This is a genomic window from Alcanivorax sp. DSM 26293 (assembly GCF_900107995.1).
Taxonomy (GTDB): Bacteria; Pseudomonadota; Gammaproteobacteria; order Pseudomonadales; family Alcanivoracaceae; genus Alcanivorax.
In genome coordinates this window covers 57,718-71,337 of record NZ_FNUM01000012.1, presented here as the reverse complement: position 1 = coordinate 71,337, position 13,620 = coordinate 57,718, and the positions used below count along the sequence as shown (strand labels likewise).

Sequence of the window (13,620 nt, the reverse complement as noted above, 5' to 3'; positions counted from 1 at the left end):
TGACCGCATTCCGGAGAGGTGGGTGAGTGGCTGAAACCAGTTCCCTGCTAAGGAACCATACGGGTTACCGTATCGCGGGTTCGAATCCCGCCCTCTCCGCCATATATCCAAAAACGCCCCGCACTGCGGGGCGTTTTTCGTTGGAGCCTTGCTTGCAAGGCGAAGCCCTCCAGTTGGCACAGCGCTGCCCTGCAAGCTCCTCTTTTGGTTGTTTATGACGCCTCACTGATTTCGCCTGCAGGCGGGTTCCTGCAAAAAAGGCGCTAACGAGATCCGCTCATAGTCACGAGCAAACATTTTCAACCCGCGCGCCCTCCCAGTTACGCTACACTATGCGCCCCGAAAAACATCGACCCAAGGTGACGCCATGACTGACACCCTGACCATCGCCCGCCCCGACGACTGGCATCTGCATTTCCGCGACGGCGATCTGCTCGCTGAGACGGTGCCAGCCACGGCGAACGTGTTTGGCCGTGCCATTGTCATGCCCAACCTGACGCCACCGGTGAATACCGTGGCGCAAGCGGATGAATACCGGCAGCGGATTCTCGCCCAGGTGCCGGCGGGAGTGACGTTTGAGCCACTGATGGTGTTGTACCTGACCGATACTACGCCGGTGGAAGAGGTGGAGCGGGCCGCGAAGAGTGACTTCGTGCATGCCTTCAAGCTATACCCGGCAGGGGCTACCACCAATTCCGATAGCGGGGTGACCGACCCGGGCAAGATTACCCATCTGTATGCGGCCATGGAAAAACACGATGTGCCGCTGCTGGTTCATGGTGAAGTCACTGATGCGGACATTGATATCTTTGACCGGGAAAAAGTCTTTATTGACCGTTACCTCAATGATATCCGTCGCCAGTTTCCCGGTTTGCGCATTGTCTTTGAGCATGTGACTACGTCAGAGGGGGTTAACTTTGTGCGTGAGGCCAACGAGCTGACCGCCGCCACCGTGACGCCACAGCACCTGCTGATGAACCGGAACGATTTGCTGGTGGGCGGGGTGCGCCCGCATAACTACTGCCTGCCGATTCTCAAGCGGCGCCAGCATCAGCAGAGCATCCAGCAGGCGGTGCTGGAAGGGCATGACCGTTTTTTCCTGGGTACGGATTCCGCCCCGCATCCACGCAACAAGAAAGAGGCGGCCTGCGGCTGCGCCGGCTGTTATTCCGCCCGGGCGGCGTTACCCCTGTATGCCAGCTTTCTTGAACAGTATAACGCCCTGGACAAACTGGAAGGCTTTGCCAGCCACTTCGGCGCAGATTTCTACCGGCTGCCCCGCCATACCGACACCGTGACCCTGGTGCGCAAGCCCTGGTCCGTGCCGGAGGTGATTGATGCGGCCGGCGAGGCCATGGTGCCGTTCTACGCCGGCCAGCAATTGCCCTGGTCCCTGGCCTGATTGATGGACCGCTTGCCGGTTGTTGTCCTGAGCGGCTTTCTGGGCAGCGGCAAGACCACGCTGCTCAACCGCTGGCTCAGAGAGCGTCAGGATCTGGCGGTAATCATCAATGAGCTTGGCGATATCGGTATCGACCAGCATCTCACCGGCGAGAGCCGCGTGCCGGTGACCCTGCTGTCCGGTGGCTGCCTGTGCTGTGTGATACAGGGAACCCTGTCGAGCACCCTGCGCAACCTTTTCATGGCCCGCAAAAACGGTGAGCTGCCGCCGTTTTCCACCCTGGTGCTGGAAACCACCGGAGCCGCTGATCCCTTTGGTGTCACCGCCCCGCTGGAACAGGACCCCTGGTTGCAGAAACGCTTCTTCTGCCAGTCGGTATTGACGGTAGTGGATGCGCTGGCCGGGACTCGCAGCCTGGAACGTCATCCGGAGTGGCTGGAACAGATTCATGCCGCCGATGCCTTGCTGCTGTCGAAGACAGCACAGTGTGAACCGGAAGCCCTGGCGGCTTTGCAGGCGCAACTGACAGCGCTTAATCCCACTGCCCATATTTATCCGGAACCGGCACCGGTGGACCTGCTGGAACAGTCCTTTACCCGCCGCTGCCGCGTGACGGGCAGTTTTGCGCTGGTTGCACCGGGAGGCTCTCTGCTGTCAACACACCATCTGCAGACTCAGCCATCCCGTCACCAGCTGTACAGCGCCTCCCTGCGTTGGGAGGGAGGGCTGTCATGGCCGCTCTGGCAGGCGGCCTTGAAGCAACTCGCCAGGCAATGCGGCGATAGCCTGATCCGGGTAAAGGGCCTGCTATGCGTGGAAGGCCTGGATGGACCCCTGCTGGTGCAGTGGGTGGAAGCGCAGGAACCCGAGTTGACCCCGCTCAAGCAATGGCCTGACGAGGATGCCGTCACCCGACTGGTACTGATTGTCCGCCATCCACAGGCTGACTTTGCGCAGCAACAACTGGCACACTGGGAAACCTTGTTGACACAGCTTTCCTAGGACCAGAGATGGGCTATCTTTTCCTTGCCGTGGCCATCCTTGCTGAAGTGGTGGCGACCAGTGCACTGAACGCCTCCCAGGGCTTCTCACGGCTATGGCCATCTGTGGTCACCTTGGTGGGCTACAGCATTGCTTTCTATGCACTATCGTTGACTTTGCGCACCATTCCCATGGGCATAGCCTATGCGGTGTGGGCCGGTGTCGGTATTGTATTGATTGCGCTGGTGGGAGCGCTGTTTTTCCGTCAGCAGCCAGACCTGCCTGCGGTGGTGGGGATGGCGTTCATTGTGGTCGGCGTGGTGCTGGTGACGTTTGTGTCACAGACCAGCGGACACTGAACCAACGTGACAAGGAGTTCCCGTGACAGAGCGGATGCAGAATGCCGAACAGGCTGTGGATTATGTGATCAAACAGACCGGTGGTGATATTCGCCTGGCCATGCCACTGGGGCTGGGCAAGCCGAACCGGTTTGTGAATGCCCTCTATGCCCGGGTGGAAAAAGACCCCTCCCTGTCCCTGGATATTTATACGGCCTTGTCTCTGGGCAAGCCCGCTGCCGGCAGTGATCTGGAGAAGCGTTTTCTCAACCCCTTCGCCGATCGTCTGTTCGGTGACTATGAAGAGTTGGCCTACCTGAAACCCCAGAAGCGCAGCGCGTTGCCGGCCAATATCCGCGTGTTCGAGTTCTTCGTGCAGCCGGGCAGCATGCTGGGCAGCGACAGTGCCCAGCAGCATTACATCAGCAGTAACTACACCCATGTGGCCCGGGATCTCAACGCACGCCAAATCAATGTGGTGGCGCAGATGCTCGCGCACCGGGAGGAAGACGGCACGGATCGCTACAGCTTTTCCTGTAATCCGGAAGTGACCCTGGATTTGATGCCTCTACTCAAAGCGCGCCGGGAGGCCGGTGAGACCATTGTCTCCGTGGGACAAGTGCACCGGGATCTCCCCTTCATGGAAAACGATGCCCGGGTGGACGACTGGTTGGCGGACATGGATATCCTGCTGGATGACCCCGAAGGTCACACGCGCCTGTTCAGCACACCGAATATGCCAGTGAATACCCAGGACCACTTTGTCGGCCTTCACGCCAGTACTCTGGTGAAGGATGGCGGTACCCTGCAGATCGGCATTGGTGCCCTGGGGGACGCGCTGGTCCATCATTTGCGCCTGCGCGAGCAGGATAACGCGCTCTACCGCTCCTTGCTCGAGGCATGGTCCCTGCCTGACAGCCATCAACAGCTGGTGGACAGGGAAGGGGGCATGGGGGTGTTCCGTGAAGGCCTCTATGGCTGCAGCGAGATGATGACCCATGGCCTGCTCACGCTGATTGATGATGGCATCATCCGCCGTCCGGTGTATGACTGGGCGCCCCTGCAACAGCTGGAAATGCACAACCCGGCCAAGCCCGGGCTGGCGTTGCTGGATGCCTTGCGCGAACAGGATGCTATCCGCCGTCGTCTCAATCACGATCATCTCCGTCAGCTGAAACGGTTCGGTATTTTCCGAAGTGATATCGAAAAGCACGGTGACGAACTGGTGCTGCCCAATGATATCCGCGTGGCCAACGACCTGGATGACCGGGCTACCCGGGAAGCCCTCAAGGCAGTATTCGGCGAGGAGCTGGCTGGTGGCGTGGTCATGCATGGCGGCTTTTTCCTGGGGCCCCAGGCGTTCTATGAACGCCTTCGTGAGCTGGACCCGGCCAGTCGTGCGGCCATCAACATGACCCACATCAGTTTCATTAATCATCTCTACGGCGATGAAACACTCAAGCGTCTGCAGCGCCAGGATGCCCGCTTTGTGAATACCGCTTTTACCGTGACTCTGCTTGGCGCGGCAGTGGCCGATCAGGTGGAAGACGGCCGGGTGCTCAGTGGCGTTGGCGGACAGTACAACTTTGTCAGCCAGGCCCATGAACTGGAGGGTGCCCGTTCAATTTTGATGGTTCGAGCCTGGCGTGAACGGGCCGGCGAAGCCATGAGTAATGTGGTCTTCCGTTACGGACACAACACCATTCCCCGCCATCTGCGCGATATGGTGGTGACGGAATACGGGGTGGCGGATCTGCGTGGCAAGACCGATGAGGAAGTGGTCATGGCCATGCTCAATGTGGCTGACAGCCGCTTCCAGATTGATCTTATGGAAGAGGCCCAGGCCGCGGGCAAACTGCGTAAGGATTATCAGATCCCGGAACCCTATCGGCGCAACAACCCGGAGCATCTGCAGGAGATTGCCGAGCGCCATGCGGACAAGGCATTTCCGATGTTCCCGCTGGGTTCAGACTTCAACCCGGTGGAGCAGCGGCTGCTCAAGGCGCTGACCTGGCTGAAGGAAAAGGTCAGCCAGAAGGAATACCTGAAACTGGGGCGCAAGGCGTTGTTCGAAGAGGGCAGTGAAAGCGATTTTATTGCCGAGCTGGAACGCATGTCCCTGTCGGATCCCCACGGAATCCGGGCGCACCTTTACCAACGTCTGCTGTTGACGGCACTGGAAGCCACACGGCCCTGAAATGGTTCCAGGGCGGAAATCAGAAGCGAGGTACGCGTTTCGAAAAGCTTTTCGCTCCTCGTGACTCCTACCTCGCGACTTCGGTTGTTTGACGCCCATTCCTGAAGAGGACGAAGGGCCGTTCCCGGAGAAAGAACGGTCCTTACCCTAAGCGCTTTTTCTTTCTTCTCCCTGGTCCGCTTTCTTCGAGCGCGCCTTGCCCGGGCTGCTGGATAGCACCCGCCAGAACGGAATGCGCCGGGTGACGGCCACCATTTCGTCCACGCTGTCACCGATGCCGGACAGGCGATCCACGGTGTCTCTCAGGCCCACCAGCTCGTCCACGTGCTCCGAGATCTTGAACACCACCATGTAGAATTCCAGCAGGGCACGCAGTACCGAGGCCAACACCAGGAACGTCAGTGGGGCGGCAAAGAAAAAGTAGAAAAGCCCGCGCCAGGTCGACGCCATAAAGGCTTCCACGCAGACATAGATCAGCCCACAGGCAAGGGCCACCAGGGCAATACCATAAACGCCGGGCAGTACCTGGATGATCATGTATTTGTCGAATTTGAAATTGAACAGTTCGCGCCAGTACTGCACCACCCAGAAGAGGGCCCGGCGCATACGGATACCGAATTTTTCGGGGCGTTTTTCCGGCGCGTTTTGCTGATTATTCTCTACCATTTTGCGTACTGCTCCTCGACAAAACCGTATTGCCCGTCGATGGTGAGGGAGCGTCCGTCCTTGAGTCGGAGCTCGCCATCGAAACGGCCAAACAGCTGGTTGAAATTGCTGGCAAACAGGCCCAGGTTCATCCGTTCGCGATGATTGCCATTGGGGGTGAAACGAAGCATGACCTGCCCGCACTGGCTGCGCAGGGTCCAGGGTTGCATCAGATCATCCCGGTTGTATTCAAAGATCACGCCGCCGGTGGGGATCATCTGATCATCCACCCACAGGCAGTTTTCTGAAAATGTGGTTTCGTTGACGCCACAGGACAGATTCAGCCCCACCCGGGTTTTCCCCACGCGGGCGGACAGGCAGGCCCAGTTCCAGAAGGTTTCGCGGCGCATATAGCCGGCGGAAAAATCGTGGTGCCCGAAAGCATCCAGCCCGGCCAGATCCTGCCGGTTTCCCTCTTGCTCCAGGGTGCCGGTGACGGTACGGCCGGCGACCTTGTTGGCATAGACCCAGCCATTGACGCCAGTGCGGGTGCACAAGGACATGGGCTGGTAGTCCGGGCCTTCATCCATCCGCACGTTCAGTGACAGATCCTTCAGGTTCACTGCCAGGGTCTTGCTCAGGCCGGCTCCCTGATCCTGGTAGCCGAGACGGATATCCACGCCACGGCGTTGGAAAACACTGTCCCCCTGCCGCGGGGAGGTGGACATGACCAGCTCACGTCCCAGCGGCGATCGCCAAGTATATTCCCGCAAGCGACCGCTGCGGGGTTCAAAGATGTAAAAAAACGCCATACCCAGGTAGGCGGTATGGGCCAGGGCGCAGCCGGCCAGCAATTCCTGACTGATCACACCGAAATACTGGAATTGCTTGTAGTGGAAATGGCGGGCGTAACGGGACGCTGGCTGCCCCATGGGCGTGCGGTAATCCGCCTGTCGACCATTGATGGTGGTGACGGTGTCGGGGAATACGCCTTGGGCGACCTGGCCCTGGTTATCAACCAGTGCCTGGGGTTGAGCCTGAAAGTTCATGTGTTTGGCCAGCTGACAGGAACAATGAAGCCCGGAGTGTCACGGTGGCGTTGGGTCACCATGAGAGGGCGTTGACGACTTTCAACATAGTCAATCAAGGTGGGGGTCGCAATCAAAGTGGTACTTTTGTCCGACATAAACGGGCAAGGCCAGCAGGGCCGCTCAACAATTGACCATTCTCCCTCGTCCAGGGTGTCACTGGGCAACCACCAGCCCCTTTCATGACCGGGGTATGGTTGCACACCGTCGCTCGGGGTGTGTTGTCGGTAGAACAGCCGTCCGCGGCTGAGCAATGCGGTGCCGTCTGGCTGCCAGCCCTTCTCGGCGAGTTGCTCGCGGACTTCCGGCATGGTGGAACGGGGCAGCTGCTGATCGAACAGGTGGCGGGCCTTGCGGTCCAGAGTGTCGTGGCTGTTAGGGCCAAACCAGGCCTGGGCGGTGCCCAGGTAAAACTTCAGCGCCAGCTCCCAGTGCCACAGTTTTCCTTCCAGGTGGTCGTGCACCAGCATATCCAGTTCGCCCAGGGTGCGGCCCTGGTGGCGAAAGGGGAGGTTGCTGGCGACGCGCTCCAGATTGCGGCTGGCATCCACCAGGGCAGACACCCATTGCTCGAATAGCAGTCCCAGTCGTCGTGCTGGCGTATGGGTCTGCAGCCGCAATGCGGCCCGCTCCAGCAGGTCCGAGTCGAGTTGATATTCCCGTTTTAGCAGCTCGCCGGCATCCCGGCTAGGCGAAGGGCAAGGCAACAGGGGAGGGGCCTCCACCAGCCAGCGCAGCAGGCCGGCTGGTGGAGGTGAGGTCATGCTGAAGTGGATAGAATCTCGCGTTTGTTTAATGCGGTTTTCACCTCGTCAGCCCAGTGCAGCCAGGCCTGTTGATCCAGGATGCCCCGGCGCAGGGTCAGGTAGGTGAACAGATCCTTGTCGCGGCCCTGCTCATCCAGTTTCCTGGCCAGTGCCTCGAAGGTATGCAGACGTTCACGACGCAGATCCGCCTGGTCGTCCAGCTCACGCAGGATGGACGAGGAATCTGACAGGGCGCCACCGGCAATTTTTACCATAAAGGCATCGCGAATGCGCGGTGGGGCTGCGGGTTTTCGAAGCCATCGAATCAACTCGTCGCGGCCTTCTTCCGTGATCCGGTACAGTTTTTTGTCCGGTTTGCCATCCTGGGGTATATGGCGAAACTTCACCATATTCTGGTCATTCAATTTTCCCAGTTCCAGGTAAATCTGCTGATGGGTGGCGTTCCATACCAGCCCAATGCTGTTAGCAAATTCGCGAGCGAGGTCGTAACCGCTGGCTTCCTGATCTTGAAGCAGGACAAGTATGGCATGGCGCAAAGACACGGCTCACTCCTCGTTTTATTATGTGATGCAATACCATTTTGATAGTAGAGAGCCGTGTTATTGCTGCGCAATCCGTTGAATAAGTAGTTTTGTAAAAACTTGGTGAACTTACACCACAGTCCAAGAGCAATGTAAGTAATTGTTATCAAAAGGGATGCACTCTGTTGGCCAAAAAGGGCAGAAAGGAAAAGAATGTTTCTGTCGGGATTACATTGATTGAGGGATTGCAGACTGGCCCGGCATCCCGTGATCCGGGAAGGGTGCCGGGCCGCTTGCCCGTCAGTGGGATCGGGGAGGAAGGGCTATCAGCTGGCTGGCCTGAAACTCGGCAGAAGCCTTGAGCTGTTCTGCGTTCAGTTTGGGAACCAGGGTGTTGATCAGGCTGCGTGAAGCCTTGCGGGTGGTTTCCACCCCCATGCTTGCCACTTTGCGAAGCACCGGGCCAAATTGCAGCAGGGCCATGGGACGTTCGAAGTACCATTCAATCGCCTGATCGGTCAGGGCCAGCAGGTAGCGGACCAGCTCCTTGCGCGCCTTTTCCGGATTCTCCTCGCACAGGTGTGGCAGACTTTTTCCCAGGGCGGCCATGTCTTCATCCACCGGGAAAGCCACATACCAGAAATCCTCGCCGGCGGCGGGCTGGCGGACCTGATCCATGTAACTGGCCGCATCACGGTTTTGTTGCAGGTCCAGTTTCTTGACGCTGCGACTCACCACCAGGTGGGTGGTCTTGTTGATGGTCTGGGTGGTCATGCCCACCACTTTCATCATGCCGGGGGATAGCTGGGCCGCCTCGGCGGCCCGGGTCAGGAAAGCGGTGAGCGCTTCATCAATAAACAGGCTCATGATCGCCTCCAGCTCTTGCGGCTCCGGCCGGGTGGCGCCGTCCTGCATGCGACGGATAAAGCCATCGGTTTTCCGGTGCAGGGAATCACTGGAACGGAAAGCCACATGCGGTATTGTCATTATTCGAGTCCTGAGGCCATGGATGAACCGATCATACCCAGCCTGGCCGGGGGCTCAAATGACCGAAACGGGTGCCGGCATGACTTTTCCGCCCGGCGCGACTCCGGGTATTCCTTTTTGTGTTCCAATGGAAGATGATTCGCGCCCTGCGGAATAGGCGAGGAGAGAGCATGTTAGGCGTCGTCAATGCGGATGCGGAGCGGGTAAAGCAATGGCTCCAGCAAGCGAATATCCGACATTACATCTGTGAGCATTGCCACGGCCTGCACCTGTCCGAGCTGCAGGAGCGAGATGGTGTGGTGGATGCCCGTGTGTTCGTGGAAGAGGATGGCATCCTGCTGACCACTGAGCTGGAATTGCGTCCGTCGGCCCTGTTTGCGGTGCAGGCAGAGTTGACCCGGCTTAACATGGCGTACCCGTCCATCAAGCTGTTTCTGGATGTGAGCGACGATTCCCTGCCCCGGCTGGTGGCCTGCGATCTGTTGCTGAGCCGCCATGGTGTGTCCTTCGAACAGTTCATCTACTTTGTCCAGGCCACCGTGGATGCCACGGTGCAATTGCTGGATGAGGGCCAGGAATATCACTGGCTGATCTGGCCGGATGAGATGGACAGCGGTGCCGGAGAGGCGCTGCACTAACGATTCACTTCGGGAGGCACTGCGGTGCAAGACAATGCGGATTCACTGGGTGGCGTCGGCGGCGATCGACTGGACGGCCTTATCGACGGGCTGGTTCAGCATGGTTATGCCATTGCTCCCGGTTATCTCCCCTTGTCACTGGTCCGTGCCCTGCGTGAGGAGGCCCAGCACCGTGACCAGCAGGGTGCCTTTCAGCTGGCCGGTATCGGTCGCCGGCAAGAGCATCAGAAAGATACCCGCATCCGCAGCGACCGAACCTGCTGGTTAAGAGGGGAAACCCTGGCCCAGTGCCAGTTTCTGGAGGAGCTGGAAAGCCTGCGAGTGGCGGTGAACCGGTCCCTGTTCATGGGACTGTTTGAGCTGGAATCCCATTTTGCCATTTACGGGCCGGGTGACTATTACCAGCGCCATCTGGATGCCTTCAATGGCAATAACGGCCGTCTGCTGTCCGTGGTGCTGTACCTGAATGAAGGCTGGCAAAGCCAGTGGGGCGGGCGTTTGCGTCTGTGGCCGGACCCCGATGCCCAAGGCGTGGCCACCGAGGTGGAGCCCCGTGCCGGCACCCTGGTGGCGTTTCTCAGCGAGAAAATTCCCCACGAAGTCTTGGCAGCTACCCGGGAACGCTACAGTATTGCCGGATGGTTTCGCTGCAACAACACCACCGCCGACTGGCTCGATCCGCCACGCTGATTCTGGTCCTGCTACTGGGGCAGAGCGGTGCGTGGGCGTCGCTCTGTGCCAACCCGGGTCGCGATGGCCAGGGTGGCAGCGAGGCTGTCTTCAACAGCTATTTCACCGGCCCGGATAGCCAGACGCTCTCCTCAGGCAGCCGCACCTTTTCCCTGACCCGCCAGCGGGGGGAGACGCCACTGCGTGCCGGCGATCTGGCCCTGCTGATGCAAGTGCAGAGTGCCTCCATCAATACCACCAACCGTAGCGGCTATGGCCAGCTCCAGGGGCATGACCTGGTGGCCGAATGGGTGCGCGTGGACCGGGTGGAAGGTCAGCAGGTATGGATTGAAGGTGGCGGTCCGGCCGGCGGGCTTATTTACCACTATGTGAATGCCCCGGCCAGTGGCGAGCAAGGGCGCCGTCGTTGGCAGCTGGTGCGGGTTCCCCAGTACGAGCATTTCTCATTACAGCAGGATGCCCGGGCTCTGCCCTGGGATGGTCACACCGGTGGGGTACTGGCGCTGGATGTGCGACGCAAGGTAACCCTGAACGGGCACCGGTTGTCGGTGGCGGGTGCCGGTTTTCGTGGTGGCCCGGCGCTGTCCTTGCTGGGCGCGCTGGGACGGCCGACAGATTGGCGCTATCCGGCACCGACGGTTGAGGATCGGCAGGCGGGATATGGCCACCATGCCAGCAAGGGGGAGGGGCTGGCCGGTACGCCGGCCCTGTTGCTGGGAGCGGACAAGGGGTATCCCGGTGGCGACATGGGGCGCGGTGCGCCGGCGAACGCCGGCGGTGGAGGGAATGGCCTGGATTTGGCCCACCAGCGATTGGGCAACGGCGGAGGAGGAGGTAACGGCTCCGCCGGGGAGCATGGCTTGCCACAGGAAGGGGGTGGCCGGGGCGGCCATGACGCGCCACGGGCCATGGTGCTGGGCGGCGGCGGCGGTGCCGCTGGACGGCGCCAGGGAGACGGCGGCCAGGGCGGTGACGGGGGTGGTCTGCTGCTGATCAGGGCCGCGGGCCTGCAAGGTGGGGCCCTGGACCTGCGCGGTCTGCCCGGCAGCCCGGCCGGCGAAGTGGGCGGGGGTGGCGGTAGCGGTGGCACTCTGTGGCTGGATCTGCCGGTCATCGATGCGTTGGCAGTGACCATTGAGCATGCCGGGGGCGCCGGTGCCAAAGACGGTGGTCGGGGCGGTGACGGCCAACGACTGGCAAGGGGCCAGCGCGATTGGCCGGGGTTTCATTCGTTGCGGTTGGCGGGGGCCGAGGCCGGCTTTCGTTGTCGCCCTGCCGGTCACTGGCTGACCGGCGTGCTGTTTGAGGATAACGGCGCCGGTGGCGGGCAGGCATTCAACCTGCGGCGTGAGGGTGACGAGTCGCCCTTGCCCGGTCTCACGGTGACCCTTCAGGACCCGGCCAGCGATTGGCAAAAAAACACCCTTACCGGTGCGTCCGGGGCTTTCCAGTTCCGTTTGTCGGAAGCGCAAAGCCGTGGCCAGACGTTATGGTTGTCGCTGGTGTTGCCCGAGGGGTGGCGATTGCCGACGCTGCCGTTACTCAATGGGGAGCCAGGCCAACTGCGTGGCGAGCAGATTCGCTGGCCGGTGCGGGCCGTCCCCGATCGTCACACAGGCCCCTTGAGACTGGGCGTGATCGCGGAACCGGGTTGGCAGGCGCCGGACGACACCGTGCTGGCGCCGGGCAGTACGGCCGTGCTGGCTTTTGAATATCAGGCTCCGGTCACCGGCCAGGTGCGTTTCCACAGTGATCACCCGGCGGTGCGGGGGCTGTTGATGGATCGGGCTTGCTCCGGTGATAGCGAGCAATGGCAACGTGGGCAGAATGCGGACTGGCCGGTGACCGCCGGGGAGCGTTTGTGCGTGAGGGTGCCGGTGCGTTTTGATGGCCAGCCAACACGCATTCCGGTGACGGCCACCACACTGCCCCTCAATGGGCCTGCCGGCTTTGTGATGACGCCCCAGCAGAGCGCGGTAAAAATTCTTCCCGGGTCTTGAAAGTATTTCCAGTATCCCCATTTCTTTCACTGTGACGACCCGGCCGGTTGGAGCCTTGCTGGCATTCTGAATGACAGTGGTTCCCTGTCACGCACCATTCAATCAACCTTTTTTCAGTGGATGCCGCAGTGGTGGGTCTGCTGAAGAGTATGGAGATATGTGTGATGAATACCGGATTTTCCCTTGCGCCCCTGTTTCGCCATTCCGTGGGCTTTGACCGCTTCGATGAACTGTTGGATGCCGCCCTGCGTGCAGATCAGTCCAATGGATACCCGCCGTACGACATCATTCGCGAGAGTGATGGCCGCTACCGAATCGTGATGGCCGTGGCCGGTTTTTCCCGCGATGATCTGGAAATCACGGTCCAGGAAAACGAGCTGCGCATTCGTGGCAGTCTGCCGCCGCAGAATGACGGCGAGCGTACCTGGCTGCATCAGGGTATTGCCCGGCGCGCCTTCGAGCGTACCTTCAAGCTGGCGGACCACGTGGAAGTGGACGGCGCGGGTCTGACCGATGGGTTGCTCACGGTGACCCTGAACCGGGTGGTTCCCGAGGAAAAGAAGCCCCGCGTCATCCCTGTGGAAGGCGAACAATCACCAACAAATCGTAATTAAATCGCTGCACTTTGTGACGCGATTTCTGTGACATAGTAAAGGGGCCGATAAGGCCCCTTTTTGCTAATTTAGGGGTGATGCCTGACGGCATCGGCCCGATATAACCAAAGGGTCTTAACCGGATACTGATCATGCTCACCGGATCAGCGCAGGGTCGTACTTAAACCCGGCCAGGACGGCCGGAACTCTGCAACCTCAACTCCATTGTCATCAGCCACAGGGAGCGGCATGCAATGAAACGTCTTTATTACTTCGCGAAATCACTGACCTCCGTTCAGGGGATTACCTCGGATCTGCGCCAGGCGGGCATCGGCGAAAATCGCCTGCATGTGATGGGGAATGACAGCTCGGCAATGGCCCGGGCCCATGTGCATACCACCACGCCCTGGGAAGAAACCGATATCATGCATTCCGGCTTTGTGGGTGCGTTGGGCGGTATGGCAATAGGCCTGCTGCTGGGCTTTCTGCTGGCCGGTGCCGACCCCTGGGGCATGCAGCTGGACACCGGCGCCATCATTGGTGTGACGCTTTTTGGTACCTGTTTTGGCGCCTGGCTGGGTGGCCTGCGCGGGGTCTCTTCCCGCAGCCACCATCTCACCCCCTATCTGGATCGGGTGGAGCAGGGCGATTACCTGATGATGGTAGACGCGGATGATGAGGTGCAGGCCAGCAAGGTGCAAAAGGTCATGCAAGGGCATCGTCACGAAGCCGAAGAGGCCGGCCGTGAGGAGCATTTCAGTCCGTTTGATTAA

General features: G+C 60.1%; 14 protein-coding genes and 1 tRNA gene. 10 read left to right on the top strand and 5 right to left on the bottom strand.

Features of this window, described 5'->3' with window-relative positions; genetic code table 11:
• Positions 1-12 precede the first annotated feature (12 nt).
• From C4S63_RS16455 to C4S63_RS16435, 5 genes are all read left to right on the top strand, one after another.
• Positions 13-102 (top strand) — tRNA-Ser (locus tag C4S63_RS16455).
• 265 nt (positions 103-367) lie between these two features.
• Positions 368-1,402, top strand: a complete 1,035-nt coding sequence (gene pyrC, locus C4S63_RS16450) for a dihydroorotase (protein WP_103918213.1) — start codon at positions 368-370, stop codon at positions 1,400-1,402.
• Between the two features lie 3 nt (positions 1,403-1,405).
• Positions 1,406-2,404 carry a GTP-binding protein gene (locus C4S63_RS16445; protein ID WP_235000061.1) on the top strand — a complete coding sequence of 333 codons (999 nt, stop codon included), beginning with the start codon at positions 1,406-1,408 and terminating at the stop codon, positions 2,402-2,404.
• 8 nt (positions 2,405-2,412) lie between these two features.
• Complete coding sequence (locus tag C4S63_RS16440) at positions 2,413-2,742, top strand: multidrug efflux SMR transporter (RefSeq protein WP_103918211.1); 330 nt, start codon at positions 2,413-2,415, stop codon at positions 2,740-2,742.
• 22 nt (positions 2,743-2,764) lie between these two features.
• Complete coding sequence (locus tag C4S63_RS16435) at positions 2,765-4,918, top strand: acetyl-CoA hydrolase/transferase C-terminal domain-containing protein (protein WP_103918210.1); 2,154 nt, start codon at positions 2,765-2,767, stop codon at positions 4,916-4,918.
• A 147-nt stretch (positions 4,919-5,065) separates the two neighbouring features.
• Here the strand turns inward: C4S63_RS16435 and C4S63_RS16430 are convergent, their stop codons facing one another.
• The 5 genes from C4S63_RS16430 to C4S63_RS16410 form a co-directional block, all read right to left on the bottom strand.
• Entirely contained in the window at positions 5,066-5,584 is a 519-nt protein-coding gene (locus C4S63_RS16430; RefSeq protein WP_062817972.1) for a DUF4282 domain-containing protein, read from the bottom strand.
• A complete protein-coding gene (locus C4S63_RS16425; RefSeq protein WP_103918209.1) occupies positions 5,578-6,612 on the bottom strand; it encodes a DUF2804 domain-containing protein in 1,035 nt (344 codons plus the stop codon). The genes C4S63_RS16430 and C4S63_RS16425 overlap by 7 nt, the downstream gene beginning before the upstream one ends.
• Positions 6,609-7,415: a DUF1853 family protein gene (locus C4S63_RS16420; protein ID WP_103918208.1), complete on the bottom strand. Its 807-nt coding sequence runs from the start codon at positions 7,413-7,415 to the stop codon at positions 6,609-6,611. The genes C4S63_RS16425 and C4S63_RS16420 overlap by 4 nt, the downstream gene beginning before the upstream one ends.
• Positions 7,412-7,960 (bottom strand): PadR family transcriptional regulator, encoded by a 549-nt coding sequence (locus C4S63_RS16415; RefSeq protein WP_062817969.1) that lies wholly within the window; start codon positions 7,958-7,960, stop codon positions 7,412-7,414. Before C4S63_RS16415 ends, C4S63_RS16420 begins: the two co-directional genes overlap by 4 nt.
• A 279-nt stretch (positions 7,961-8,239) precedes the next feature.
• On the bottom strand, positions 8,240-8,926 hold the full coding sequence (locus C4S63_RS16410) for a hypothetical protein (RefSeq protein ID WP_103918207.1): 687 nt from the start codon (positions 8,924-8,926) through the stop codon (positions 8,240-8,242).
• Positions 8,927-9,096: 170 nt separating this feature from the next.
• Here C4S63_RS16410 and C4S63_RS16405 point away from each other — a divergent pair, with 170 nt between their 5' ends.
• The 5 genes from C4S63_RS16405 to C4S63_RS16385 all read left to right on the top strand — a co-directional run bounded on the left by C4S63_RS16405 (position 9,097) and on the right by C4S63_RS16385 (position 13,620).
• A complete protein-coding gene (locus tag C4S63_RS16405) occupies positions 9,097-9,564 on the top strand; it encodes a YbjN domain-containing protein (protein WP_062817967.1) in 468 nt (155 codons plus the stop codon).
• Between the two features lie 24 nt (positions 9,565-9,588).
• A complete protein-coding gene (locus C4S63_RS16400; protein WP_062817966.1) occupies positions 9,589-10,254 on the top strand; it encodes a 2OG-Fe(II) oxygenase in 666 nt (221 codons plus the stop codon).
• Positions 10,203-12,254: a hypothetical protein gene (locus C4S63_RS16395; protein WP_103918206.1), complete on the top strand. Its 2,052-nt coding sequence runs from the start codon at positions 10,203-10,205 to the stop codon at positions 12,252-12,254. The genes C4S63_RS16400 and C4S63_RS16395 overlap by 52 nt, the downstream gene beginning before the upstream one ends.
• 164 nt (positions 12,255-12,418) lie before the next feature.
• Positions 12,419-12,868 carry an Hsp20 family protein gene (locus C4S63_RS16390; RefSeq protein WP_062817964.1) on the top strand — a complete coding sequence of 150 codons (450 nt, stop codon included), beginning with the start codon at positions 12,419-12,421 and terminating at the stop codon, positions 12,866-12,868.
• A gap of 233 nt (positions 12,869-13,101) precedes the next feature.
• Positions 13,102-13,620, top strand: a complete 519-nt coding sequence (locus C4S63_RS16385; RefSeq protein WP_063508120.1) for a hypothetical protein — start codon at positions 13,102-13,104, stop codon at positions 13,618-13,620.

Coding starts and splice junctions, on each gene's coding strand:
- C4S63_RS16440 (WP_103918211.1), top strand. CDS start 2,413: ATGGGCTATCTTTTCCTTGCCGTGGCCATCCTTGCTGAAGTGGTGGCG.
- C4S63_RS16445 (WP_235000061.1), top strand. CDS start 1,406: ATGGACCGCTTGCCGGTTGTTGTCCTGAGCGGCTTTCTGGGCAGCGGC.
- C4S63_RS16410 (WP_103918207.1), bottom strand. CDS start 8,926: ATGACAATACCGCATGTGGCTTTCCGTTCCAGTGATTCCCTGCACCGG.
- C4S63_RS16430 (WP_062817972.1), bottom strand. CDS start 5,584: ATGGTAGAGAATAATCAGCAAAACGCGCCGGAAAAACGCCCCGAAAAA.
- C4S63_RS16395 (WP_103918206.1), top strand. CDS start 10,203: ATGGTTTCGCTGCAACAACACCACCGCCGACTGGCTCGATCCGCCACG.
- C4S63_RS16385 (WP_063508120.1), top strand. CDS start 13,102: ATGAAACGTCTTTATTACTTCGCGAAATCACTGACCTCCGTTCAGGGG.
- C4S63_RS16420 (WP_103918208.1), bottom strand. CDS start 7,415: ATGACCTCACCTCCACCAGCCGGCCTGCTGCGCTGGCTGGTGGAGGCC.
- C4S63_RS16390 (WP_062817964.1), top strand. CDS start 12,419: ATGAATACCGGATTTTCCCTTGCGCCCCTGTTTCGCCATTCCGTGGGC.
- pyrC (WP_103918213.1), top strand. CDS start 368: ATGACTGACACCCTGACCATCGCCCGCCCCGACGACTGGCATCTGCAT.
- C4S63_RS16405 (WP_062817967.1), top strand. CDS start 9,097: ATGTTAGGCGTCGTCAATGCGGATGCGGAGCGGGTAAAGCAATGGCTC.
- C4S63_RS16425 (WP_103918209.1), bottom strand. CDS start 6,612: ATGAACTTTCAGGCTCAACCCCAGGCACTGGTTGATAACCAGGGCCAG.